At 48.1% G+C, this 23,333-nt stretch carries 18 protein-coding genes; 13 read left to right on the forward strand and 5 right to left on the reverse strand.

Annotated elements, in window-relative coordinates; translation table 11 throughout:
* Nucleotides 1-20: 20 nt before the first annotated feature.
* The 3 genes from ACLHR0_RS12005 to ACLHR0_RS12015 are packed head-to-tail and all read left to right on the forward strand — an operon-like array spanning nt 21 to nt 3,924.
* Nucleotides 21-1,730, forward strand: coding sequence for a SusD/RagB family nutrient-binding outer membrane lipoprotein (locus ACLHR0_RS12005; protein WP_436486813.1), 1,710 nt, complete (start codon nt 21-23; stop codon nt 1,728-1,730).
* Nucleotides 1,731-1,774: 44 nt separating this feature from the next.
* Entirely contained in the window at nt 1,775-3,127 is a 1,353-nt protein-coding gene (locus ACLHR0_RS12010) for a PhoPQ-activated pathogenicity-related family protein (RefSeq protein ID WP_370910497.1), read from the forward strand.
* The gene (locus tag ACLHR0_RS12015; RefSeq protein WP_436486814.1) at nt 3,127-3,924 is read left to right on the forward strand and encodes a glycerophosphodiester phosphodiesterase family protein; all 798 of its coding nucleotides are present in this window, start codon (nt 3,127-3,129) and stop codon (nt 3,922-3,924) included. Before ACLHR0_RS12010 ends, ACLHR0_RS12015 begins: the two co-directional genes overlap by 1 nt.
* Nucleotides 3,925-3,961: 37 nt before the next feature.
* On the opposite strand, the gene ACLHR0_RS12020 is transcribed toward ACLHR0_RS12015, so the two are convergent.
* Together ACLHR0_RS12020 and ACLHR0_RS12025 are read right to left on the reverse strand one after the other, a co-directional pair.
* Nucleotides 3,962-4,780 carry an HAD-IIA family hydrolase gene (locus ACLHR0_RS12020; RefSeq protein ID WP_436486816.1) on the reverse strand — a complete coding sequence of 273 codons (819 nt, stop codon included), beginning with the start codon at nt 4,778-4,780 and terminating at the stop codon, nt 3,962-3,964.
* A 169-nt stretch (nt 4,781-4,949) separates the two neighbouring features.
* On the reverse strand, nt 4,950-5,747 hold the full coding sequence (locus ACLHR0_RS12025) for an alpha/beta fold hydrolase (RefSeq protein WP_436486818.1): 798 nt from the start codon (nt 5,745-5,747) through the stop codon (nt 4,950-4,952).
* 67 nt (nt 5,748-5,814) lie between these two features.
* Between ACLHR0_RS12025 and ACLHR0_RS12030 the strand changes: the two genes are divergently transcribed.
* Nucleotides 5,815-6,405 carry a TetR/AcrR family transcriptional regulator gene (locus ACLHR0_RS12030; RefSeq protein ID WP_436486819.1) on the forward strand — a complete coding sequence of 197 codons (591 nt, stop codon included), beginning with the start codon at nt 5,815-5,817 and terminating at the stop codon, nt 6,403-6,405.
* Between the two features lie 2 nt (nt 6,406-6,407).
* On the opposite strand, the gene ACLHR0_RS12035 is transcribed toward ACLHR0_RS12030, so the two are convergent.
* Both ACLHR0_RS12035 and ACLHR0_RS12040 read right to left on the reverse strand, forming a co-directional pair.
* Nucleotides 6,408-6,809: a DoxX family protein gene (locus tag ACLHR0_RS12035; RefSeq protein WP_436486820.1), complete on the reverse strand. Its 402-nt coding sequence runs from the start codon at nt 6,807-6,809 to the stop codon at nt 6,408-6,410.
* A 66-nt stretch (nt 6,810-6,875) separates the two neighbouring features.
* Complete coding sequence (locus ACLHR0_RS12040; RefSeq protein WP_436486822.1) at nt 6,876-8,429, reverse strand: MFS transporter; 1,554 nt, start codon at nt 8,427-8,429, stop codon at nt 6,876-6,878.
* Nucleotides 8,430-8,611: 182 nt separating this feature from the next.
* Here ACLHR0_RS12040 and ACLHR0_RS12045 point away from each other — a divergent pair, with 182 nt between their 5' ends.
* Both ACLHR0_RS12045 and ACLHR0_RS12050 read left to right on the forward strand, forming a co-directional pair.
* Entirely contained in the window at nt 8,612-11,062 is a 2,451-nt protein-coding gene (locus ACLHR0_RS12045; RefSeq protein WP_436486824.1) for an ABC transporter permease, read from the forward strand.
* Between the two features lie 85 nt (nt 11,063-11,147).
* Entirely contained in the window at nt 11,148-12,146 is a 999-nt protein-coding gene (locus ACLHR0_RS12050; protein WP_436486825.1) for a lipid A-modifier LpxR family protein, read from the forward strand.
* Between the two features lie 3 nt (nt 12,147-12,149).
* Here the strand turns inward: ACLHR0_RS12050 and ACLHR0_RS12055 are convergent, their stop codons facing one another.
* Entirely contained in the window at nt 12,150-13,700 is a 1,551-nt protein-coding gene (locus ACLHR0_RS12055) for an alpha/beta hydrolase-fold protein (protein WP_436486827.1), read from the reverse strand.
* A gap of 125 nt (nt 13,701-13,825) precedes the next feature.
* Here ACLHR0_RS12055 and ACLHR0_RS12060 point away from each other — a divergent pair, with 125 nt between their 5' ends.
* The 7 genes from ACLHR0_RS12060 (at nt 13,826) to ACLHR0_RS12090 (ending at nt 23,295) form a co-directional block, all read left to right on the forward strand.
* Complete coding sequence (locus ACLHR0_RS12060; RefSeq protein ID WP_436486829.1) at nt 13,826-14,179, forward strand: hypothetical protein; 354 nt, start codon at nt 13,826-13,828, stop codon at nt 14,177-14,179.
* A 6-nt stretch (nt 14,180-14,185) separates the two neighbouring features.
* The gene (locus ACLHR0_RS12065) at nt 14,186-14,389 is read left to right on the forward strand and encodes a helix-turn-helix transcriptional regulator (protein WP_436486831.1); all 204 of its coding nucleotides are present in this window, start codon (nt 14,186-14,188) and stop codon (nt 14,387-14,389) included.
* 52 nt (nt 14,390-14,441) lie between these two features.
* Entirely contained in the window at nt 14,442-15,008 is a 567-nt protein-coding gene (locus tag ACLHR0_RS12070) for an RNA polymerase sigma-70 factor (protein ID WP_436486832.1), read from the forward strand.
* Nucleotides 15,009-15,069: 61 nt separating this feature from the next.
* The gene (locus tag ACLHR0_RS12075; protein ID WP_436486834.1) at nt 15,070-16,083 is read left to right on the forward strand and encodes a FecR family protein; all 1,014 of its coding nucleotides are present in this window, start codon (nt 15,070-15,072) and stop codon (nt 16,081-16,083) included.
* A gap of 100 nt (nt 16,084-16,183) precedes the next feature.
* Nucleotides 16,184-19,540: a TonB-dependent receptor domain-containing protein gene (locus ACLHR0_RS12080; RefSeq protein ID WP_436486835.1), complete on the forward strand. Its 3,357-nt coding sequence runs from the start codon at nt 16,184-16,186 to the stop codon at nt 19,538-19,540.
* A gap of 11 nt (nt 19,541-19,551) precedes the next feature.
* Complete coding sequence (locus ACLHR0_RS12085) at nt 19,552-20,337, forward strand: hypothetical protein (protein WP_436486837.1); 786 nt, start codon at nt 19,552-19,554, stop codon at nt 20,335-20,337.
* Between the two features lie 141 nt (nt 20,338-20,478).
* Nucleotides 20,479-23,295 (forward strand): outer membrane beta-barrel protein, encoded by a 2,817-nt coding sequence (locus ACLHR0_RS12090; RefSeq protein ID WP_436486839.1) that lies wholly within the window; start codon nt 20,479-20,481, stop codon nt 23,293-23,295.
* The last annotated feature ends 38 nt before the right edge of the window (nt 23,296-23,333 follow it).

The raw sequence follows: 23,333 nt of genomic DNA on the forward strand, positions 1-23,333 counted from the left end.
TGTTCCTTTAATTCTGATATATGAAAACAGTGCGTAAATCTATTATACTCAGTATCGGGTTCCTTTGTTTATCTGTTACATCCTGTAAAAAGGACCTGATCAGCATGAACGAAAATCCCAACGGCGCCAATCCGGCTACCATTAATCCCAACCTGGTGTTGTCTACCGTGCTCACCACCACAGGGTTTCAGCTGGTATTCCTGGGCTACCAGGATATGGCCGGGGTGATGCAGCACACGCAAAAAGATGGCTGGACTACCACCCACAACGAATACGACTGGTCCGGGTCCAACAGCTGGACAGGATACTACGATATGCTGCGGAACAACCAGCTGGTGTATAACCGCGGCGTGGAACTGAACAGTGAACTGCACCAGGGCGTGGCACTGGTGATGAAGTCGCTGCTCTTCGGCCTGATCACGGACCTATGGGGCGATGCGCCTTACACCTATGCCCTGCAGGGAGAAAAGGGCACACCCGAAACCACGCTCCCGGTATTCGATCCGCAGCAAACTATTTACACCGGGATACTCGCTGATCTTGAAAAAGCAAACACTCTGCTTTCAAAGCCTAAAAGCGCCTATTCCAACCCTATTGATGCCGTGGATGTGTATTACCAGGGCGACCCGGCGAAATGGCGTAAAATGGCCAATTCCCTCGCATTACGGTATTATATGCGGCTGTCTGAGAAGCTGCCGGCCATCGCAAAAGCCGGTATTGAAAAAATGGTAGCCGATCCCGCGCAATATCCTCTTATCCTCAGCATTGATGGCGCAGAAGATGCGACCATGTCGTTCCCCGGCAACAGCAATGCGGATTCCTGGCCTATGAATGTAGCCTACGACACCGACAGCAGCAACTACCGCAGGTTGAAGATGTGCAGCACATTTGTGAATGCCCTGCAATCCAGGCACGATCCCAGGTTGGGCGTATGGGCCAATAAAGTGCAGTGTTTTTTATTGGTAGATGATACCAAACCAGCCGGCACCGGCAACGTTTATAAAGCCACCGACACCGTGATAGCAGGAGAACCGCGGAAGGTAAGATACATTTCACCCGACGTGCTGGCCTCCAAAGGACTTACTGCGAATGATATTAACCAGGACGAAAATTACGTGGGGCTTCCCCCGGCCATTTCCGGCCCGGCAGTATATAACCTTAGTCCTGATGCCAGCCAGGCATCCAGGAACCCGCATGTTTCCTGGCTCAACGACATATACAAACAACCGAAAGGACCACTGCTAAAGGCAAGGATTATCTCGGCATCAGAAGTTCATTTTATTCTGGCAGAAGCTGCTGCCATAAAAGGATGGGCGGCCGGTGACGCGGAAGCGCATTACAACGCCGGCATTCAGGCATCGCTCAATGTTTGGGGAGTAGCCGGCAGCACTGCCGCTTATCTCGCGCAGCCTTCCGTAAAATTCAATCATACGCAGGAACAGATCATCATACAGAAATGGATCGCCAGCTGGACCGCCGCCACCGAAGCCTGGGCGGATTATAAAAGAACAGGCTACCCGGTATTGCAGGCCGGCCCTTATGCAAAAGGCCCCGTAGTGCCGGTACGACTGTACTATATGCTGGAAGAACGCAACCTGAATAAAGCAAATATGGAAGCAGCTGCCGGCCGGCTGGAAGTAACCACTTACTCGTCCTTTGGCGCCAATGGCACCAAAAACAGTCCGTGGTCGAAACCCTGGATCATCCAGGGTACCGGAAAACCCTGGTAATTTCTTATATTTCATCAACCCATAAAAAACAATTCTATCTGGATATGAAGCAACTCTTTTTAAATGCCGCCACTGCATTTGTACTCCTGCTAAGCCAGGCGAATACTTTTGCACAACAAACCGTAACACCTGCCAACGCGCTGAAAAGCTACCTGGACAACGGAGATACTTCGTTCAAATGGGAACTGAAGGATTCTTTCAACGTTACTAACGGCAAAGGCTATAACGTACTCCTTACTTCGCAGAAATGGCGGGAATACACCTGGACGCACCAGCTCACTATTTTTGTGCCCGACGAAATTAAATACGACGGTGCATTGCTGTTTATCACCGGCGGCTCCGTAAAAGATGGCTTGCCTAACTGGAACGGCCCTACGGATGAACTGTACCAGCAAATGGGAAAAGTAGCCGCCGTGAATCACGCGGTAACAGCCGTATTACGGCAAACCCCCAATCAGCCGCTCTTTGGTAAACTAACAGAAGATGCGCTGATCTCATACACCCTTCACCAGTTTAAAAAAGATGGCGACTACAACTGGCCACTGCTGTTCCCGATGGTAAAAAGCGCGGTAAGGGCTATGGATGTAATCCAGGAATTTGCAGATAAACAACTGAACCGCAAAGTGAATGGCTTTGTAGTATCCGGGGCGTCCAAACGCGGCTGGACTACCTGGCTTACCGGCGCCAACGACAAACGCGTGGTAGCTATTGCACCAATGGTGATTGATGTGCTGAATATGCCGGTGAGCCTGGATTACCAGATCAAAACCTGGAAAGAATATAGTGTGCAGATAGAAGACTACGTGAAACTGGGCATCCCCCAAACGGCGCATACCACCGAAGGCATGGCCATCAACACCATGATTGACCCCTACTCCTACCGCAGCAGCCTGTCTATTCCCAAAATGATATTCATGGGTACCAATGATGAATACTGGGTAGTAGATAATATCAAAAATTACATAGACAGTATCCCTGGTAAAAATCTTATTAACTATGTACCAAATGCCGGTCATAACCTGGGTGATAAACAGCAGGCCTTCCAGGGACTCAGCGCCTTCTTCGGAATGACGCTGAGCAAACAGCCGTACCCTGATTGCAGCTGGACTACCCGCACGCACAGCGGTAAAGTACAGCTTACCGCCAAGGCTACCTCCGATCGTTTACTGGATGTAATCCTGTGGTCGGCCAACTCTTCAGACCTGGATTTCCGCAACGACAAATGGGAATCCAAGAGCCTGGGGATGGCGCATCAGTCGAAAGTAAAAGTAACCACCACCCTGCCGCCAAATGGCTACCGCGCCTTTTACGTAGACCTGAAATACCAGAATGCCACCGGCGGTACCTACACCGTTAGTACACGTGTATTCGTTACCGATACTAAAGCCATTCTTTGATGAAATCAATGATATTACTGGCAGCTGCCTGCTGCCTCGCCATTAACTCCTTTGGTCAAACGCTGCCGGCTACACGAAATAAATTTGTGGTGGTAGCGCATCGCGGCAACCATGTGAGCGTGCCGGAAAATACCGTGGCAGCCATCGAAGAAACGATCCGCTGCGGGGCCGACTACGCCGAGCTGGATCTCCGCACCACCAAAGACGGGCAGTTGATCCTCCTGCACAACCCCACCGTGGATAAAATGACGAATGGCACCGGCAATGTAACGGACCTTACGCTGGCGGAGATCCAAAAACTGCAGGTACGCAGTGCCGATGGAAAAGTATACCGGGTGCCTACTTTCGCAGAAGCATTACAGGCATGTAAGGGCAAACTGAACATCTACCTCGACTTTAAAGCCGCCGATGTTCCCGAAACCTGGAGACAACTGCAAGCCGCCGGCATGGAAAAACAGGTGGTAGTATATCTCAATGAAAAAAAACAATACAAAGCGTGGAGGGAAACTGCGCCGGAAGTACCGCTGATGGCCAGTTTACCTGAAGAAATAAAAACACCGGAACAGCTGGAAGCCTTCCTGAAAAAAATTCGTATAGCCGTACTGGATAATATCACCGACCCTGCGATGCTGGCGGTTACCGGCAAATACAACACCGCGGTGTGGCTGGATGTACAGTCGCCCGATGAAGGCCCTGCCAGCTGGCAGGCAGCTATGGGCAAAGGAATACAGGGCGTGCAAACGGATCATCCGGAAGCGCTGATCACCTGGCTGAAGCAGTATCAACCTACAAAATAAAAAAGCAGGGGCGCCATTCAAGCGCCCCTGTAATTATTTAGTACTCCGCTTCCGCGAACGCCGGTTCTCCCATTACTTTCATAAACAACTCTTCATTCAGTAAATCCTTTACGGATTTAATAATAAAATCAGGCGAATAACCAAAATGCGCGAGGTCGTCTTCATGTGTTACGCCTGATAAGGTGAGTACGGTAGTAAAGCCCATAGAACCCGCACCCAGGATATCTGTTCCCATGGTATCGCCTATCATCACCGTTTCATCCGTAGTGAGCTGTAGTGCTTTGCGCGCCATGCGCATCATCACGGGGCTGGGTTTCCCCACACTAAAGGCTTTGATGCCGCTGGCAAATTCCAGCATAGCTACCAGTGCGCCGCAACCTGCGCGGTATTTACCATCGCCCATGGGGCAGTTAGGATCAAGATTAGTGGCGATTAATTTGGCGCCCTTCATGATCATGTTGATCGCTTTATCAACGGATTCCAGCATGATCGTTCTGCCTTCTCCTATAATCACATAATCAGGCTGATCATCTACAATAGAATAACCGGCATTGTAAAGTTCCGTCAGTAACCCGCCTTCACCGATTACATACGCAGTACCGTTTTCTTTTTTAGAAGCCAGGTATCTTGCGGTAGCCATGGCACAGGTAAAAATATCTGTGTCATTTACCTTAAAGCCCATCTTATTCAGCTTGTAACATACATCCCTGCTGGTTCTTTGGCTATTGTTGGTGAGGAACAGGAAAGGAAGGCCTTTATCTCTGAGACCATTAATAAATTCTACTGCACCGGGAATAGGTTCGCTGCCTTTGTAGATTACGCCATCCATGTCGATTAAAAATCCCTTTTTTTTCATAGCAATCAGATGTTAATGAACTGGTTTGTGATTCAATAAATTTCATGGAATGAATAAAGGCGGGAAACGGTATAGCCGCAGCGAAGCATCCGTAGAGTTGGATAGCTTCCCCCTAAAGATAATAAAATAAATTAAAAACTTTTTTCTTTTTGTGAGAAGAACAACGGATCTATTGAATACCCTGTAAAAATAATTCCAGGTGATGATTGAAAATCTCTGGTTGTTCCATATTGGGCATATGCGAAGCGTCCTTTATTACAACGAGTTGCGCATTTTTGATACGCGCCTGCATTCCTTTCGCCACCTCCACGGGAGTAAACCCATCTTCTTCTCCCACTACAATTAATACCGGGCAATGGATATCTGGCAACATCACGGTATGGTCCCTTCGCTCTGCCCTGCCCCGCTGCACCAGGGAGGCGCCCAACGGGTTTGTGTTCACCATCATATCGCGCAAATGTGCTACCACAGGCGGCTTTCCTGCCATCGTTGCTTTACCGAGGAATTGATGCAGGTGCTGATCTGTATAAAACTGCATTCCTTTCGCCAACAGATCCTGTGATAACTGCAACCGCGCCTGGTAACTTTGCGCACTCTCGGCCTTTGCATCTGTATCTGCCAGCACCAGGGCATGGCACAAATGCGGCGCTAACCGGTACAATTCAAAAAGCACCTGTCCACCCATCGATAGCCCCACAAACGTGGCCTTCCTTATTTGCAGCGCCTCCAGCAAATGAATGATATCCAGCGCCAGTTCATCCAGCAACGTCATCCCGGAAGGCATATCACTCTCCCCATATCCCCTGAGATCAGGCACAATCAGGCGATAGCCGGTTTTGAATACGCCGATCTGCTGATCCCACATGCTGCGGTTAAATGGCTGCCCGTGGATAAACACGATCGTTTCCCCGCTGCCGTAATCATCGTATACTATATTGATTCCCCTTACCTTTAGGTGCTGCTTCATAATTAATGAGAATTTAGTCTCACGAAAGTAGTACCTTTATAGCTGAAATCAAATTTTAAAACTACGCATGGGCAAATTATCATTGGACGGAGGCAGGATTGCGCAAAAATTAAAAACACGGGAAGCCCTGATAGCAGTGGCCAACACACTCCTGTTACAAGGGAAAGACATCAGCGTGGAACTGGTAGCAAAAGAAGCCGGTATCTCCAAAGCTACGGCCTACCGCTATTTCACCGGAACAGAAGTATTAAGAAGAGAAGCCTCCTTACAGCTGAAAGCCCAAACAAGCGACGACCTCTTTGCCAACATCCCTGAAAAAGATCTGGAAGCGCGGGTGAATAAACTGATCGATTACCACTTCGAACTCTTTACAAAAAATGAAACAGAATTCAGGTTATTCCTCAGCTCTGTGATATCAGAATCCATTCATCCCAAAAGTGGTTATTCCAGGGCCGGCCGGCGTATTGTACTGATAGAAGAAGCGCTCAAACCATTGCGGAAAACAATGGATCCCATGGCCTTCAGGCACATGGTAAATGCGTTGAGTATATTTTTCGGAATAGAATCTGTTACGATCCTGAAAGACCTGTGTAAACTGGATAATGAAGCGATATTGGAAACCTGGCGCTGGTCGGTGCACCGGATTGTTTTTGGATGAGATTAAACATCCCCCTCCGGCCGCTTCTCTGCGGCAATTACCAGCAAAGCTACAATAAGTATAAAACTATATTCGCATCCTCCCGTGCCGTGCTCCCCTACAAACCATCCCAGGGAAGCATGTATCAATACAATTCCCACCAGCAACAGCACGATAAAACCCGCTGCGAGCAATCGTGTATACCTGCCCAGCAGCAGCAACAGTCCGCCCGCAATTTCATAGGCCGTAATAGCCCATACCCATGCTACACCAACAGGCAGCCCCTTACTTTCCATGAACTCACCAAAACGGGGAATGGTACCATTACAGATCCGCACAATTGCATGTGCCAGGAATATAACGGCCACAGATATACGCAGTAGGAGTAACGATTGCTTCAGGGTCAGGAAAGGGAATTTTTGCATCAGGAGTGGTTATTATACAAATATAGAAAAGCGGCGGCCGGAAACAATACCTGTAAACCGGTATTTCTATTGCTTTGCCGGAGACGCCGCCGCCGGCCGTTTACGGATAAAAAGAAAGCCCATCAATCCGCCCATAAAGCCCAGCCCTGCCGACAACCGCATAATAGTTCCATAAGCAGCAATAAAACCATCTTTATAAACTTTACGGATGGCCTGCTGATGCGCAGGATCAATATCCGCAGGCACGGATGCATTACCCAGGTTCACCGTTTGCGCGATCACCGCCTGCTGGTGCGCACCACTTAGTGGCAACGCATGGATTTCCCGCTGCACCGCTCCCGAAAAAAACAATACGGCCAGCGCACCAAAAATAGCATTGGCAAAAACACCGGCAATACGGGTAACGGCATTGTTTACACCAGAGGCAGTGCCGGATAAATGATCGCTCACCGATCCCATTACCGCAGCGGTTAACGGCGCCACTGTGATAGACATGCCAAGACCTAATCCCACAATGCCCGGAAAAAAAGTAGTCCAGTAATCGGCCGCTCCCTGTGTTTGTTTTACAAAAGACAACAAGAGTAACCCACCGCCGGCAATACATGGACCAGCCACCAGGAATAAACGGGGACCGTATTTATCGGCCAGGCTCCCCGCGAAACGTGCAATAATGATCATTAATACAGTAAAGGGCAAAAAGGTGAGCCCCGACTGGAGTTGGCTGTACCCCTGCACCTGCACCATGTTCAGCGAAAGGAACAACATACCCGCACCAAGACCCGCATACAAAAAGAACGTAAGCAGGTTGGTACCGGTAAAGGTTAAATTCTTAAACAGCTGAACCGGTAGCATAGGATGAGGGCTTTTGTTTTCCACCACGATAAAAACAATCAGCAATATGACGCCACCTGCAATAGTGCCATATACTTCCGCGTGACGAAAACCCAGCACCGGCATCCGCAGGAACCCAAAAGTGAGCAGTGCCGGTCCTGCCGCCGTAAGCACCGCGCCGGGATAATCGAGCCGCTGATCCCCTTCCGTTTCCCTGCTCTCGCTTACCTTCAATGCCAGGAATACCAGGGCCGCCACGCCAATAGGCACATTGATGAAAAAGATATACCGCCACAACCCTGCATCTGCCAGGGCGCCACCGAGTATAGGTCCGCCCATAGTCACCAGCGTGGTGATGGCCGACCAGGTTCCAATAGCTTTCCCCCTTTCATTTTCATTAATGGAAGAAGTGATCAGGGACAGGCTTCCGGGAATCATCAATGCACCGCCAATACCCTGTATCATCCGGAAAATGATGAGCAGCGTGGCAGTACCGGCAAACCCGCACGCGGCAGATCCCAAGATAAAAATAAAGATGCCGGCCATAAAAACTTTCTTGCGGCCAAGCCGGTCGCCCAACGTGCCGCCTATCAATATGAGAGAAGCCAGCATGAGCATATAGGCGTTTAATACCCAGAACAGCTCTGCCGCGGAGGCATTCAGATTGTGTTGCAGCGCAGGCAACACTACATTCAATGCAGTACCATCTATAAAAGCCATGGCAGAAGCGAGAATCGTGGTTACCATTACCCATCTGCCTTCGGAACTCCTGAGTGCTACGGTTGTCATGATAATCATTAACGTTCAACTGCTTAAAATGTTTCCTTCCTCATCGATGTTCGTTTCCGGACACGCCGGTTACGCAAGCGGACATTTTACATGATAACAAGGATCATAACGTTATCAATATCAATACTCCTGATGATTGGCATATTTTTCACGCTTTGACTGTCAATCCCACACTTCCTGTTATGTTTAAAAGTTACATAAAAATAGCCTGGAGAAACATGCTCCGCAACAAGGTATATGCTGCCATCAACGTAATTGGCCTTGGGCTTGGCATCAGCGCCTGCCTGGTGATATTTCTCAGTGTTCACTTTGAACTGAGTTATGAAAACTTTCACCCCGGCAAAGAAAATATTTACCGGATTGTATCGCAGCTCAATTCCCCTGAACGCGGCGCCCGTAAAATGTCGCGTGTGCCGGATTCAGCCCCGGAGGCTTTAACCAACAAATTTACAGGCGTTGAAACGCTCGCGGCTATTCATCCCATTTACCCCAAGGTAGCTGTTTATGGAAGCAACGGCGTGGTGAAGAAATTTGAAAACGGCGGCAAGCCCGACGTGTTGATTGCTTCTCCTGAATACTTCAGCATATTTCAATATACCTGGCTGGCCGGCAATCCTGCCACCGCTTTACAGGAACCCTTTAAGGTAGTATTAACCGCCAGCAAAGCAGCTAAATACTTCGGCGAGCTGCCTGTTGAAAAATACATGGGGAAAACTGTTCACTACAACGATTCTATCCCTTTAACAGTAGCGGGTATTGTGAAAGACCTGCCACGGAACAGTGATTTCCTCTTCAACGATTTTATTTCCTTTGCTTCGGTAAAGAACAGTCCGTTCGAAAATGAATTTGGGTTTGGTCAATGGGGCATGTTCGGTGGCACACAGGCTTATGTAAAACTAAACCCCGGCGCTGATACAGCACTGCTGAACAGGCAGCTGGCCGCCTTCGCCAGCGAACGGGTATTAGCCGAAACAGGAGAAAGCAAAGCCTTCCGGCTGCAGCCGTTGGCAGATATCCATTTCAACGGCGACTATACGGATGAATTCGGGCACAAGGCACATCTGCCTACGATGTACGGACTCATGGCCATTGCATTATTTATACTGATCATTGCCGCCATCAACTTCATCAATCTGTCTACCGCCCAATCAGTGGAGCGGTCCAAGGAAATAGGGATCAGGAAAGTACTGGGCAGCAACAAACGAAGCCTGGTGGTTTATTTCCTTACGGAAACATTCCTCCTTACGGTAGCTGCTGTACTGCTGTCGCTTTTAGCAGTAAAACCTTTACTGGATATTTTCAGTTCGTTTATGCCTGATGGTGTATCGCTGTATTTATTCAGCTGGCCTACCGTTGTGTTCCTGTTGCTGATTACACTGTTCACCACGCTGCTATCCGGGTTCTATCCCGCAAAAATATTGTCGTCGTTCAAGCCGGTGCAAAGTCTCAAAGGAAGCACCGGGGTAAAGGGAAACCAACGGGGATATCTTCGTATAGGCCTGGTAGTTTTCCAGTTTACCATCTCCCTGGTATTTATTATTGGTTCACTGGTGGTGAATAACCAGATCAGGTATATGCTGAACAAGGATCTTGGATTTACGAAAGATGCGATCATCACCTTTAACACCAACCGCGCATATGCCAAAACCCTTCCACGGGTATTGGCGGAGAAGATCCGGTTACTGCCGCAGGTGGAAATGGTGAGCTTAAGCCAGGGCCCTCCTGCCGACAAAGGCCATTGGGGCACCGATCTTAAATACACGGGCAAAACCGAGCTGCAGGCAAATTGTCACCTGGAATTCGGCGATGAAAACTACTTGCCCCTTTACCAGCTGAAGCTGGTAGCCGGCAGGAACCTGCAGCCTTCAGATACCATGAAGGAAGTGCTGATCAATGAAACCTGCGCCAAAGCATTAGGATTTAAAAACCCGGCAGATGCGGTTGGTAAATTTGTAGAGCCTGGCATGAGGGACGGGCCATCCCCGAAAATCATACCCGTTGTTGGCGTACTGGCCGATTTTCATACCGTTGCACTCCGTGACCAGATCAAGCCTGTTTTCGTCACTTCTTCCCTGGATATCTGCCGGTTTGTAAATGTGAAGTTGTCGCTGGCCGGTTATACCGGCGCACAACTGCAACACACCATTGCTGATATACAGAAAGCATATGCCTCTGTATATCCCAACGAGAAATTCGATTACCATTTCTTTGACGATACCATCCGCAAATTTTACGAACGGGAACGGCAGATGGAACAACTGATGAACACCGGTATGACCATTGCCATCGTTATTTCCTGTCTTGGTTTATTTGGCCTCGCCGCCTTTACTGCCCGCCAGCGCACCAAAGAAATCGGTATCCGCAAGGTGCTGGGCGCCAGTGTGGCGAATATTGCAGCACTGCTGAGCAGGGACTTCCTCCGGTATGTTTTCATTGCCGCCGTGCTGGCCGCTCCCATTGCCTGGTATGCCATGCACAAGTGGCTGCAGGGCTTTGCCTACAGCGCTCCTATTTCCTGGTGGATATTTGTGCTGGCCGGCATCATTGCCATGTTCGTTGCACTGGTAACGGTTAGTTTCCAATCGGTAAAAGCAGCGCTTGCCAATCCGGTGAAAAGCTTAAAAGCAGAATAGTCAAATGATCATTTAATTATGCCGGCAGATCGACCATCTTTATTTATCTTCATTGTACGATTTTCGCAAAGATGTCAGGCGCTAGATGAAAAAGACGATTCTAACAGTATTAATTTACTGCGGCATAATAGGCACACCCTGGAATGATCTGAGAGCACAGGCTTCCACTGAAAATACGCGGTTGTTCCGCTTTTACGAAGACAATGACTTCATTAACCTCAATGGTAATGGAACGGACCAGGCATATACCAATGGTACGCGGTTCGATTTGTTTTATACCAGGCCGCAGCCTCCACGCTCCTTTCCCGACCGGTGGATGCCCAAAGCTGGCAAAGAAAGCATCAATACATATGGCTGGGGATTTATGCAGGTGATGTTTACGCCCAGAGACCTCCGGAAGGTGGTGCCGGTGCCGGGCGACTTTGCCTATGCCGGCGGATTGTTTATTACGCATACTATCCACTCCACTAACCCGGTCCGCAAATTCAACCTGCAAACGGAATGGTTTGCCGGTGTAATGGGTCCCTGGGCATTGGCAAAAGAAACCCAAACCATCGCCCATCGCATTCTCGGCTTTACCAGGCCACGGGGATGGCGTAACCAGATCGGTAACAAAGTGCTCCTGAATCTCAATCTCACGGCAGAGAAACAGGTAGCTGCCTATAAAAAAATAGCCGAGGTAACAGCAGGCGGTCAGCTATACGCCGGTACCATGCTGAATGGTTTCGCTGCCTACTCCCTGATCAGGATCGGCAAAATGCTTCCTTACTATAACGGGTATATCACCCAATACGCCAACACCAAGCACTGGCAGCTCTATGCTATCATCCGGCCCGGTGTGGAGCTGATGTTCACCAACGCGCTCGTGAAAGGCGTAGCGCCCGTAGAAAACCCGGGCCAGCCGCCGCTTCCGGGTAACCGCCCTACCTATGCGAATAATAAACTGTTAGCCGGGATAGACTGCGGACTGGTAGCCGTATTTGGAAAGGCGGGCTTCTCTCTCACCCAGAAAACCATGTCGCCGGTGATCAATGGAATATCACATCACGAAGTAGGTAATATTTCTTTCTATCTTGCCTGGTAATATTTACTTCCCGCTGAAAAGCATATCTGTGGGAAGGGGGACATCTTCCTGTCCTTCTGTTTTAATATAAATGGGCTGAAGATCTACTTCATTCTTTTTATGAAAAAAATTAATCCGCAATGGATAAAACCCTTTCTCCAGGGGTACCATAAAGCTCTCGCCTTCTCCTGTTTTGAAATGCCCGCCAAGAATCAGCCGGTTATTTAAATACAACCTGGTATGGTCATTACCGGTTCCCATCTCAAAAATATAATACCCCGGCTCACTGATTTTAATATATCCTTCCTGTACCAATGCGTAATTATTCTTTTTTGAAACTTTATTAAGATTAAAATCTTTTCCGGCAATACCTGTTTCTACCGGCGTCAACTTTCTGAAATCATGTATGGTATCCCAGTTGCCTTCATAATATTTATACCTTAGTCCGCCCGGCAGGGCTCCTGCCGGCATCATCATCGCAGGGAACACTTCTTCCACCTGAAAAAAACCATTTGCTGATTTGTCGTACTCCCTTCGTTTGCCTAAAGATTTAACGGTCACTTTTGAATCCCTGTTGATGGTAATGGCGGTTTCTTCGCCTGTTATCCGGGGAGAATAAATACCGGGTGTGGTACCATCAGTAGTATAACGGAGATATGCATCTGCCACCAGGTTATAGCATATTAATTTAAACGGCTTGTTGCGCAATACGATCCCATTATCCGGCTTGATGGCAATTTTCCGGGATGTAGGGTAACCTCCTGCAGAGGCGTAGAAACCACCATAGGAAAATTTCAGTCCCTCCCAAAAGCCTTTGAAGTTTGTGGAATAATGCGTTTCATTGCTATACTGCACACATTTCCAATCGAGGCCGGGAGGAGCGTTTGCTTTGAGAATGGAATCCATGCCCGCCACGCCCATGAATTGATAGGCAGCGCCTTCGCGGCCTGCCATAAAAAGCGTATTATTCATGGTGTCGCGCCGGGCAAATTTTTCCGCTGCCAGTTGATGTAAATAAAAATGATCCCACCACAAACTCGGATCAATGGCTACAAAGGAAGTAAACAGATCAGGTGCAGTTAAAAACGTATACATTACAAACAGTCCGCCCATTGAACCGCCATACAAGGTATGTCCGCCTGGTTTTGCGTGATACCGCTTGCCGATATAGGGCATCAGCTCATTCCGGAAAAACAACAGGAACCGGCCGGCCTCCCCTGAATTCGCAGACGTTTTTGTGGGTGCAAGATCCCTTTCCCGCATATTCACGCCATGTTGTTCAAAGTCCGGGATACCCACCAGGATCGTGTTCTTAGGAATAAAGCCTTCCCATTGCAAAAGGCTCCATTCCACGTTCAAAAAGTCCGGGATATCGCCCAGGCAATATATTACCTCGTATTCACCGGAAGCAGCGGGATCGTAATTTTTCGGAAGCACGACATTCAGCGGACGCATTTCTTTCAACGTGGCTGAAAAAAGGGAATCTTTTATTGTGGAAATATGCTGCGACCTGGCTTTGATGCTAACCAGGAGCAGGATAAACAGCGGAATTTTGACGATGGTAGATAGGTTCATTTTACAAGGTATCCTATAAAAATAAGGTTTTTCTGTCGGTGATGAAGCCCCTCCTCCATCCGTTAATTAAATTTGTCTTTATGTAAAGTATACTTTACATTTATATCAGAAAAACAAGTCTCCCTATGTTCACAGCCACGAAATATTTCGGCATCGCACTGGTACTCGCAGGCATCCCTTTTTTCTGGATGAACCATGCGCAAACCGGTTCTGAACTGCCGCTCATCACCGGGTTATTCCTGATCTTTTTCACCCGCGAAAAAACAGAAGATGAAAGGGCGCAAAGCCTCCGTGCCAATGCGCTCATGATCAGCTTTGCATTGGGATACATCATTGAAGTGGCAACAACCTATCTTCACAGCAAAGGTGTACTCACCTTCCAGCTGTCTACTCCCCGCTACTTTATCATGCTGGTACTCACCCTGGGTATCCTGATATTCTACATCAGGTTGCTTTTCACTGGCAGCTACAGCAAGTAAGGCGATATGAAAAACACAATTAAAGTGCAGCGGGCCAAACAAAATATCACGCAGGCAGAACTGGCGGAGAAAGCAAAAGTGTCGAGGCAAACTATTAACGCCATAGAACTGGGTAAGTTTATTCCATCTACCTTACTGGCATTGAAAATAGCACGCATCTTTGGTACTACGGTGGAGCAGCTGTTTATACTGGAACCGCATGATGAATAAAGAAGCTTAACCTTCCGGTAACAATGAGTAGCTATTTTGTGCATTATTTATTTTGCCTTCCACTACTTTATATATCGCGTACCCCAATGCGGGTGATGAACAGCAAATGTTCACAGACCTGTTCCGTAAGCACGGGGCGAAGATTTTCTTCTATTTTAAAAAATATGTAAAACGGGAAGAGATCGCCGAAGATCTTTTGCAGGAAGTATTTGCCAGCCTGTGGAGTAAAAGGGATCGCCTGCAACAGGAAAAAAATATCACCGCCTATTTATTTGTAAGCGCGCGGAACCAGCTGTACAATCACCTCAAACTGGCTGTGGCCACTGCTACCACTACCCTTCCGGAAGATACGCTGCCACTGTCATATGAACATGTGGAGGAAGCTATCCGTTACAAAGAAACAAAAGCTACCTATTACGAAGCCCTTTCCACCCTTCCCCCGCAACGCCGCAAAGCCTTTATCCTCAGCCGTGAAAAGGGATTGTCATACCAGGAAATTGCCACAGAAATGGGTATTTCTCCCCGCACCGTTGAAAAACATGTTTCGGCCACGCTCCACTTATTAAGAGATAAAATGAACGATCCGTATGTCCTCTGCCTTTTGTTCATAATTTGGTAACACTGCGGCATACGGGTAGCGGAACAAAATTTTGTACTTGTTGGTATAAAGTATTGTCAACGTGAATTTACAACAAGCAAAACACCTCGCGCATAAAGTCCTGGCCAACGAGGCCAACCCGGAAGAGAAGGCTGCTTTACAGCAATATATTCAAGACAACGCCCTCCTCCCCGGTTTGGAAGAGCAGCTGTTTCCATTACAGGAACTCATGTCTGCACCGGATAGCGCATTACCTGCTGGTATGGAAGAAAGGATCCTGACCCCGTTAACCGGTGGAAACGCTCCCGCAATTCCCGCACGCCGGCCTGTACTTCGCCAACTGCTGCGCATCAGCGCAGCCGCTGCTGTTGTGCTCATAGTATGCCTGGGCGCCTATCGTCTCCTCCATACTGATCGCACACCGGATACAACGCTCCAAACGCTGGTTACGCCCAATGGCAGCCAGGGTAATATTACACTGGCAGATGGTACACAGATCCGGCTCAATGGCGGAACCACACTGCGTTACCCATCTTCCTTTACCGGTAAAACCCGGGAAATATACCTCGATGGCGAAGCCTTCTTTGAAGTAAGCAAAGATTCCAGTCACCCGTTTATTATCCACGCACCTGCTTTTACAACTACCGTACTGGGTACCTCTTTTAATATCAAATCGGCTGCCGGGCAGCAATTATCCGAAGTAGCCGTGGCCACCGGTAAAGTTCGTGTAGCCGCCACCGTTGCAGGAACGGCAGATTCGGTCGCTTACCTCACACCGGGCGAAGTTGTTTATTACCACCCCAATGATCCGGCAGGGATACATAAAGGCAGCATAGCACTTAATACGATCGGAGCCTGGAAAGACCGGCGCTTCCATTACGATCAAACACCGCTGCACAGCATCCTTCACGACATGGAAAGTGCGTACGGACTGCATTTCCGGGTAGTAAACCCCGCTGTATTGTCCTGTACCTTCAGCGCCACTTTTAATAACATGACGGCAACGGAAATCCTCCAGACACTGGCACTCATGAGCCAGGTGAAATTCCAGATAAAAGACAGCCTGACCGAAGTCTCTGGTCAGTCCTGCAACTAATAAAAAAACCGCCCTGTTTGCGGCAGGGCGGCGAGTCCATCATAAAATTATCATGAACATCAAAATCAATTTCAAAAGTATGTATTTTATCAGAGAGTTTTTGTCACTTCTAAAAAACAGGATACTACTGCAAAAAGCAGGCGCAGTATGGTTGCTATGCTTTATCTGTTTTTCCGGTTACAGCCAGCAACCTATTAAAACACCTGTTACCATTATTGCCAGCAACAAAACATTAAAGGAGATCTTTAAAGAATTAGAACAAAAAACAGGATACACCATTAACTTCCAGGACAATGTGATCAATGCCCTGCAAAAAGTATCGATTGAAGCCCGCCAGAAACCACTGGACGTAGTTTTACAACAATTATTACAGGGCTCCGGAGCAAACTTCCGGCAACAGGGTAATATGATCCTCCTGTTTAAACAACCGGCAGAAAGCAGTCCGCAAAAAAAAATACCCGGCAAATTAACCGGCAAAATCATCGATGAGGAAAATGGTCAGCCTGTTGTTGGCGCTACTATCCGGGTAGGCAACACGGGCACCACCAGTAATGCCGAGGGTGCTTTCAGCCTTACGTTGCCCCCCGGGAATTATGTTGCCACAGTAAGTTTCATCGGATACGGAACAAAAGAAATCAATAAAATTGAACTGAAAGATAATCAACCCTTTCTTTTAAATCTCACCTTAAAAAGAGCAAAAGGTCAGCTGGCGGGTATTGTGGTAAAATCAAGCGCCGGTAAGGAAAGTACTGCCTCCTTTTATACCAGGCAGAAAAATGCCGCGACCGTAACAGACGGAATCTCTTTTGAACAACTCAACAAACTCCCGGATAACAATGTGGGCGCAGCCCTGAAAAGGATCAGCGGCGTATCGGTGGTTGACAATAAGTATGTAGTGGTGCGCGGCATGACAGAACGGTACAACCAGGCCATGCTCGACGGTATGATACTCCCCAGCACTGATGCCAATAAAAGGAACTTTGCCTTCGACCTTATCCCTAATGAAATGGTAGGCGAAATACTGGTTAACAAAACCGCTACGCCTGATGCCAGCGCCGAATTTGTAGGTGGCCAGGTGATGGTGAAAACACTGGACATACCTTCCCGGAATTTCACCGTCATCAGCATTGGCGAAAGCATCAATACCCAAACAACCGGTAAAGATTTTTATAGCCTGGGCAAAAGGCAAACAGGCGACTATTTCGCAGTGGAAAACGGCCAGCGTACCATCCCCGGCAATACCGTTTCCTGGTCGCTCTACAATCAACAGGAAGATCCAACAAAAATAGTTACCGACGCCAACGGGTATAAATATGGATTTGAAGGCGCCATAGACCAAAGTAAACGGTTTAACCCCGATGGCTTCCGGCTCTATCAAACCACCGCCTATCCGAATCTCAATTTCAAATACATTATGGGCAGGGTATATCAACTGGATACCGCGGCCAACAGGAAGATCGGGTTCACCGGCGGTATCACTTACCGTAACCGGAATCAAACAGATGAATTCAGCACTACCCGCGGACTCGATCTTTCACGCGACTACTTCGTTACAGACACCGCAGGAAAAGGGAAAATATATAGTTTCAGTACAATTGCCACTGCCTTATTGAATGTTGGCTATAGCACCCGGAAAAACAAAATCACATTGCGGAACCTCCATAGCCGGAGTTTTGCGGAAGACTATTACCGCTCGCTGGAGTTCACGGATGATTTTAGTCACGGCCGGCAACGGACTTCCCTGGTGATGCCGGTGTCCACCTCCATACAACAACATAAACTGGAAGGCGAACACCGTATCACCCGCGGTGGGCTCACCCTCAACTGGATGGCTGGCTATGCCGCCATGAACCAGGTGTATAATGATGTGCGCAGCTTCCAGTATGGCCCTGCCAATAAAACCTTTGGTGATATCTACCAGGCCAGCAATCCCTCCAGCAATGCGGCTACACAGGCAAGCTGGTCGTGGCCTTACCGGCTGTGGTCCAATGTGGAACAAAAAGATTATACCTGGGGTATGGATATCAGTCAGCCTTTCCAATTCCTCCGTGGTACCAGCATCGTGAAAGCCGGGTACAATGGCTGGGACAAAAAACGCCGCCAGTCGATGGATATCTTTAAAATATATACCGCCTATCGCGGCCTGGACGTTGAATTCCTGCCTTATCATATCCAGATGGACGCAGATCATGTAGGCGTGGGAAAAGGACAGACCTATTATTGGGGAGATCTGGAAAATGGCGACCAGGCAGCGTCAGGCTCCCAATACCACGCGATATACGCTATGCTGGATCAGCGCATGTTTCAAAAACTGCGATTGGTGTATGGTCTGAGAGCAGAAAATTTCGGACTGGCAAATCAGCAACTTGCTGAACTCAGAAGGATAGCACAATTTAAAAAAGAGCATCCCGATCTTGCCTATAACGGCACACTGCCCGTGCTCACCGGCGAAAAAAACTGGAACTTCCTTCCCGCTGCCAATCTCACTTACAGCATTACCAGTAAAATAAACCTGAGAGCAGCTTACAGCAAAACAATGATTCGCCCCACCTTCCGCGAAACATCCGTTACGTCTTTCCCCGACCCGGCTATGAACGCGCTTATCAGCGGGGGTAATATCAGCAGCACCAAAATAGATAATAAAGACCTGCGCTTCGAATGGTATCCGAAACCCGGTGATATGTTGTCTGTTTCTGCCTTCCATAAAAAACTGGATAAACCCGTGGAACTGGTGGTGAATTCACTCAACAGCACCCCCATCGGCATGGCTTATCAAAACCAGCATTCAGCCACCAGCAAAGGGCTGGAAATGGAATTCAGAAAGAACCTGGCCTTTATTTCCGGGCTGCTGAAAAACATGACCATCTATGGTAACGGCGCCTGGTTTGCCTCGAAAGTAAATACGATCAACCGGGTAAATGATCCGGCCACTCCCGGAAAAAAAATAGAGCTACTGAAGGAACTCGACCGGCCACTGATGGGCCAATCCCCCTATCTGGTAAATCTTGGATTACTATATGAAGAAGACGGCTTTAGCGGTAACATCGTTTTTAACCGCACTGGCTACCGTCCCAACTTTGCGGTAGATGGGCAGCCAGGCGCTTCAGAATTCCGCGCCGCCTATAGCCAGCTGGATTTGCAATTCTCCAAAAAATTATTCCACAACAAAGCGGAGTTCAAACTAAACATTACCAACCTGCTCAACCAGGAAGAATTTTACTATCGTAATATCAAAGGTTATGAAACAGGTTTTATCAATGGTAAATACCAGATCATTAAATTGAAGTACTATGTTCCGGCCGACAGCTACTTCCCGCCAGCCAACGGAAATCCCGACTATCGCTATAGTGATTTTGTAAAGTTAAAAGACAACTACAGCGCAAAACAAGGCGATCAGAAAACTTACAGCATCAAAAGAGGGATCAACATGAACCTGTCTTTCTCTTATAATTTTTAATATCATCTGCCATGAAACAATTCCTTCATTTTACTTTAGTGATGATCATTTTATTGACCAGCAACACTTCCTGCAAAAAGGAAACAGCGGCAGATGATTTTATCGTATTCGGACAGCTGAAGATAAATAACGCTACCTCCTATAGCGCACTCCGCTTCGGACTGGAAGGCTACCCCAAACAAATACAATCAACTGACTTCATGAAGCTGGAACCAGGCGCCAATAAGCTGCAGATATGGGGAATTACAGAAGACCCGGCGGATAAACCTGTTTTTCTTTTCGATAGCCTCCTGCAGGTAGAAGCCACACAAACCTACGAGTTCACCCTGTTTCAGCCGGATGAAGTTACCACTCCCATTGCGTTAGTCAATACCCAGGCAGCTGAATCCAAACCTCCTGCAGGTTTTATGAAAATAAAAGCCGCCAATTTTGCTACCCATTGCTTTCCCCGTGAAGTAGACCTGCAACTGTTAATGATGGACTTCAGCCTGGGCGACATAACAAATGTAGACACCATCCCGCAGTTAAAAGCTGCATTTGACTCCTATGGGTTATATCAAACACTGGATGCCGTCAATACTGATGGATATACGATCTTCTATATTCTGGACCCCGTTACGCATGAACGGTTACATCCTGATTTCATTTTCGGTATTGATCTCATGAATTACACTACCGGCAAACTTTATGAGGTAGTTACTCTTTTTATCTATGAAAAACAGAACAACGCGGGATCTTTCACCGGCACAGACGGCAATAAATATGACGTCGCTGTAAAGGCCCTGTACCTCGACTAATCACCGTTGCTGCGAAGCCCTGCCCGTACCGGGCAGGGCTTCAATATCATTTTATTAACCTTCCTTAACATTAATGCAAGGCTTGTTAACCTGCTTTTGCCACACCCGGACCTACTTTCGGTAACAAAGTAAACGTCCGCTATGCAAAAATATTACCTGTGGCTTCTTATCTCCTGTTTATCCCTTGCCGCCAACGCACAAAGGAATGGTGTTATCAAAGGCACTGTGTCTGATACCAGTGCCGGCCGTCCAGTGGCATCAGCCACTATCACCCTGCTGCAGAAAAAAGACTCCTCACTGGTTTCCTTTACCATGACTAACGACAAAGGATATTTTGAAATCAACGGCATACACGCCGGCGAATACCGGCTGCTCATCACGCATGTAAAATACCACTCTCTCCAGCGCATGGTAACGATCAGCAACGCAACGCCCGTGATGAACTTCCCTGCTCTTGTGCTTCACGACCTCAGTATCCAGCTCAATGAAGTAGCCGTAACCGGAGAAGCGCCACCGGTAACACTCGTAGGCGACACTATCCAGTATAATGCGGGCTCTTTTAAAACACCGCCCAATTCCAGCGTAGAACAATTGCTGAAAAAACTGCCGGGCGTAGAGGTGGCAAAAGACGGCACCGTAAAAGCACAGGGCCAGAAAGTAAACCGCGTGATGGTTGACGGGAAAGAGTTTTTTGGCAAAGACCCCAAAATGGCAACTAAAAATCTCCCTGCCGATGCAGTCGACAAAGTACAGGTATACGACCGCCTCAGCGATGCGGCACAACTCACCGGCTTTGATGATGGCAACAGCGAAAAAACCATTAACCTGAAACTCAAACAGGATAAAAAGAAAGGCATGTTTGGAAAAGCCATGGCCGGTGCCGGTACCAGCGACCGGTACGAAGGGCGCTTTAACCTCAACGCCTTTAAAGGAGCACGACAACTTTCCGTTATCGGCATGGCCAACAACACCAATGCAGAAGGCTTCTCCTTTATGGATATGATGAGCTTCAGCGGAGAACTGAACCGCATGCGGCAAAGCGGCAGCGGCAACGCCAGTTTCACCATGAGCGCCGACGACCCCGCCGCCGCATTCATGGGCGGCAGCAGCGGCAACGGCATTAAAACCGTATGGGGCGGCGGGATCAATTATAATAACATCATCGGAAAAAAAACAGAATTTACCAGCAGCTACTTTTATAACCGCTATAATCCTTACCAGGAAAGCGAAATACAACGCCAGTATTTCCTGCCGGACTCCTCTTATTTCTACAACCAGCACGCTGCCAGCAACAACATCAATAATACCCACCGCCTCGACCTGGGCGCCGATATCCAGATCGACTCCCTGCACTCGGTTAAAATATCATCGTCTTTTGGTTACCAGGAAAACCGCAGCAAAAGCTACAGCAAATATGAAACCCTTTCGGAAGACCAGCAGCTGGCCAATGAAGGCTTCAGCAATAACTACTCCGCAGGTCATGGCTCCAATTTCAGCAATGATGTATTGTTCCGTAAAAAATTCCTGCGCAAAGGCCGCACATTTTCACTCAATCTGCAAAACAGTACCAATAACAGCGAAAGCAACGGCAGCCTGCTTTCCGTAAATCATTTTTATAACCGCCCCGCCTCGCAGCCCGGTTACGATTCCATCCACCAGCGCAATACCATATCCGGAGATATGAACAGCTATAACGCCCGCGCCGTATATACGGAACCGTTATTCAAACACTCACTGGTGGAGTTCAGTATCGGCAACAGCTATACGAAAACTACTTCCGATAAAATCACTTATGATTACAACGGCGATAACGGGAAGTTCGACCAGCCAAATCCCGCGCTGACAAACAACTTCGAAAATGCCTATAGCTATACCAATGCAGGTATCCGTCTGCGTACAAAACAAAAAAAATACAGTCTCGCTGCGGGCCTCAACTGGCAGTATGCTTCGCTGAAAGGCACCATTATCGCCGGCACCAAAGACTCCGTGATCCGCCAAACGTTTTATAACCTGTTACCATCGCTGCGTTTCCAATACGACTTTACCCGTTACCGGAACCTCAGCATCAACTACGCAGCCATTACCAACCAGCCCGATATGTCGCAGCTGCAACCGGTGCCGGACATCAGCGATCCCCTCAATATCCGCGAAGGCAACCCCGATCTGAAGCCGGAGTTAACGCACACCGTACAGCTCAACTTCATTTCGGTAAACCCCTTCAAAAATAAAAACCTGTTCGCTTTCTTCAACATCCAGGAAACGCAGAACAAGATTGTGAATGATGATGTGGTGGATAGTCTTGGTATTAAATACAGCCGGCCAGTGAATGTAAACGGTGTTTTCAACATGACCGGCAGCATCAACCTGGGCCTGCCCCTGCGGGCCCTGAAAGGCACGGTTAACTTCAGCAGCAACGTGGGTTACAGCAAAACAAAACAGTTTATCAACAAGGTATCCAACGGTATCAGTACGGTTACGCTGGGGCCTTCTGTACGTTTTGACCTGAACCCTTCGGATAAGCTGAACCTCACGTTTGGCGGGGGTATTAATTACTACAAAACAGCTTACTCCCTGCAGCCTGCCCTCAACACCGGCTATTTTCTGCAACAATATGACGGAGAAGTAAACTGGCAGCTGCCTGCAAATTTTTACGTGAGTACCAGTTTTAACTATACTATTAACAGCCGCCGCACAGATGGATTTAATGCAAAGGTGCCGTTATGGAATGCGTCTGTCAGCCGCCAGTTCCTTCGCTTTAACCGCGGGGAGCTGAAGCTGAGTGTATTTGATATCCTGAATGAAAATGTGGGTATTAACCGCAGCACCAACCAGAATTATATTGAAGACAGCCGCACGAAAAACCTGCAACGCTTTTTCCTGTTGAGCTTCACTTACAGTCTTAGTAAGAATGGCATTTTCAATGCTGCAGCGCCGGGGATCAGGATGATCCGGCGTTAAAAAGTAAGGGGCATAAGAAAGGGGCCGGATGATATCAT

This window comes from Chitinophaga sp. ARDCPP14, assembly GCF_051362515.1.
GTDB lineage: Bacteria > Bacteroidota > Bacteroidia > Chitinophagales > Chitinophagaceae > Chitinophaga.